Genomic DNA, 2,689 nt, shown 5'->3' on the forward strand with positions numbered 1-2,689 from the left:
GAATGGTTGGCAAGGCGAGATGGGTTTGCTTGCATGAATCACTAGCGTGCATGAGAATAATGTCTCCAGGATGTGCTTTACTAACGACGCGGTTTACGATCGTTTCAACCCCGGGATTTTTCCAATCCAATGAGTCTGTATCCCATTGTATGACCTTGTAATTCAGACTGTTAGCAATTTGCAGGACGCGCTTGTCAAAGTCACCGTTCGGCATACGAATCAGATTCGGCGCTTTCCCTGTAACTTCAGATAGAATGTTGTGGGCCGCCTGAATCTGCTTACGTATCTCTTCATCACTCATGCTGCTGTAATTGTCATGCTTGTGGCCGTGACTTCCAATTTCGTAGCCAGCGGCCTCAATTTTCTTCACGAGGTCACTATGCGTCTTGCTCCAAGGGGAGGAGAGGAAGAATGTTGCTTTTTTTACGCCCTTCTCCTGCAAGATCTGCAAGATTGGCTCAACTCGTGTATCCCCCCAGCTAATATCGAACGTGAGGGCGAGCATCTTTTTATCAGTTGGGACGCTGTAGATAGCGGAAGGGCTGCTGCCTTCTGAAAATACGGTGATATTGTCGCTCTCTACGTAAACGACGCCAGCGGCGAATAGCATTGCAATTGCGAGTATAAATACACGCTTTATTTTCTTGCCGCTAAATACATAAAAGTAATTATTCATACCAAGGCTGCTCCTCTCGTAACGTTTGAATGGGGCGAATTAGGGTGGTAGCGCTGCTGCCTAATACTTATGCCCGTCGACAAGCTGCAGCTTGTCATGCTTGTTTACTACATTGTATGCTGAGTGTATGGAATTATGTCTGCAAGTCAGTCTGAAAGGAGGAGTGTACTGTATGCTTCGATTCTCATCGTGGTGGAATACACTGAAGCAGCTGCGTTGGTATCTCATTGCCGCTGTGTTGCTGTTTGCTGTAGGGTATGTGCTTGGTCATCAGTGGAGCGGGTTTGAGGGCTTCATCATGGAGCAGCTCAAGGGGATTCAAGGTATGCGGGATCAATTGATGCAATCCGATAATCAAGAATTGTCTTTCTTCGTATTTATTTTCTATAACAATGCGATTAAGGCTGTCATGATCATGTTTGCTGGGATCGTATTAGGGATCGTACCAGCGGGGTTCCTTATTATTAATGGTATGGTGATCGGATTGCTGCTGCGAATTATGGATTCGCAAGGACTTGATTTAGTAAGCACGATTATTAAGGGCATACTTCCGCATGGAATACTTGAAATTCCCGCAATTCTAATTGCCGGTGCCTATGGAATGAGATTTGGTATCCTGATCTTGCAGCGATGCTTCAGCAGACGTATGCGCGCTGAGGGGCCAACGATTATGGATTGGATAAAGCAGACTGGAGCAGGGGCGGTATGGGTAACCGCAATGCTGCTAGTTGCCGCTATTATTGAGAGTACCGTGACTTTCTGGTTGATGAATGGTTAACTAGATAAACGAATCCGCACCTCCCTGTGATAAAACAGCTCAAAAATGAGCATAACAGTAAAGCGGCACCATTCTTTCTGTAATTGAACAGAAGCGGGTGCGAGTTACTTCCCTTAAGCAGACTATAGAGTGTTACGCAGTGGGGAAGTAAGCGTTATGTTCGAAGATAGGGGTATTGTCGTCAAGGGAGGATGCGGTCAGTTATGCTAGGATTTTTGTTCAATGAGAGAGAATGTAAAGAATTGAGCTATATGCTGCGCAAGGAATTGGATGAGATGCTATTTGATTTAAGCGATAAGCGATTAGAGGCAGAAATACGGGATGCGATTTCGAAGCGTTACCGTACCGTATTCCGCATGTACGCGCGAATTGCATCACCTAAAGAACTGTCCAAGTATGCTAGAAATCATCGGAATGTTACTATGTAATAAAAAGTTTTAAAAAAGTGTTGACGTGTTTTCGAATATATGATAAATTATTTTTCGTTCCCTTCTGAACGACTTCGATATGAAGCGAGCGGGAACAACAATCATAACGAACGGTTGAAAAAAACATTTTAAAAAAATGTTGACAACAACTGAACGAAATGATAAGATATAAAAGTCGCCGTTGATGAGGCGGTGAGAAAAAGAAAGTAACTAAGAGATTGGTTGCTGACTGAGATTGTTCTTTGAAAACTGAACAACGAGCAACGTTTGTGAATGAGGTAGCAATACCTCGTCAAAAGATATGAGCAGTTCAAACTTAACTTTAACGGAGAGTTTGATCCTGGCTCAGGACGAACGCTGGCGGCGTGCCTAATACATGCAAGTCGAGCGGACTTGATGGAGTGCTTGCACTTCTGAGAGTTAGCGGCGGACGGGTGAGTAACACGTAGGTAACCTGCCCATGAGACTGGGATAACCCACGGAAACGTGAGCTAATACCAGATAGGCATTTTCCTCGCATGAGGGAGATGAGAAAGGCGGAGCAATCTGCCACTTATGGATGGACCTGCGGCGCATTAGCTAGTTGGTAAGGTAACGGCTTACCAAGGCGACGATGCGTAGCCGACCTGAGAGGGTGATCGGCCACACTGGGACTGAGACACGGCCCAGACTCCTACGGGAGGCAGCAGTAGGGAATCTTCCGCAATGGACGAAAGTCTGACGGAGCAACGCCGCGTGAGTGATGAAGGTTTTCGGATCGTAAAGCTCTGTTGCCAGGGAAGAACGCCTAGGAGAGTAACTGCTCCT

General features: G+C 45.9%; 3 protein-coding genes and 1 rRNA gene. 3 read left to right on the forward strand and 1 reads right to left on the reverse strand.

Annotated features, from left to right (window positions below; all coding sequences use genetic code 11):
• The coding region (gene pdaB, locus AZ66_RS28330; protein WP_044357989.1) for a polysaccharide deacetylase family sporulation protein PdaB at window positions 1–676 on the reverse strand (676 nt) is incomplete at its 3' end.
• 172 nt (window positions 677–848) lie between these two features.
• Here pdaB and AZ66_RS28335 point away from each other — a divergent pair.
• The 3 genes from AZ66_RS28335 to AZ66_RS28345 all read left to right on the forward strand — a co-directional run.
• Entirely contained in the window at window positions 849–1,454 is a 606-nt protein-coding gene (locus AZ66_RS28335; protein WP_044357990.1) for a stage II sporulation protein M, read from the forward strand.
• 203 nt (window positions 1,455–1,657) lie between these two features.
• The gene (locus AZ66_RS28340) at window positions 1,658–1,882 is read left to right on the forward strand and encodes a hypothetical protein (RefSeq protein ID WP_021256087.1); all 225 of its coding nucleotides are present in this window, start codon (window positions 1,658–1,660) and stop codon (window positions 1,880–1,882) included.
• Between the two features lie 322 nt (window positions 1,883–2,204).
• Window positions 2,205–2,689, forward strand: a 16S ribosomal RNA gene (locus AZ66_RS28345); the annotation flags it as partial.

Origin of the sequence: Paenibacillus sp. E194, from assembly GCF_000935845.1 — a bacterium.
Lineage (GTDB): Bacteria > Bacillota > Bacilli > Paenibacillales > Paenibacillaceae > Paenibacillus_B > Paenibacillus_B alvei_B.

Coding starts and splice junctions, on each gene's coding strand:
- AZ66_RS28335 (WP_044357990.1), top strand. CDS start 849: ATGCTTCGATTCTCATCGTGGTGGAATACACTGAAGCAGCTGCGTTGG.
- AZ66_RS28340 (WP_021256087.1), top strand. CDS start 1,658: ATGCTAGGATTTTTGTTCAATGAGAGAGAATGTAAAGAATTGAGCTAT.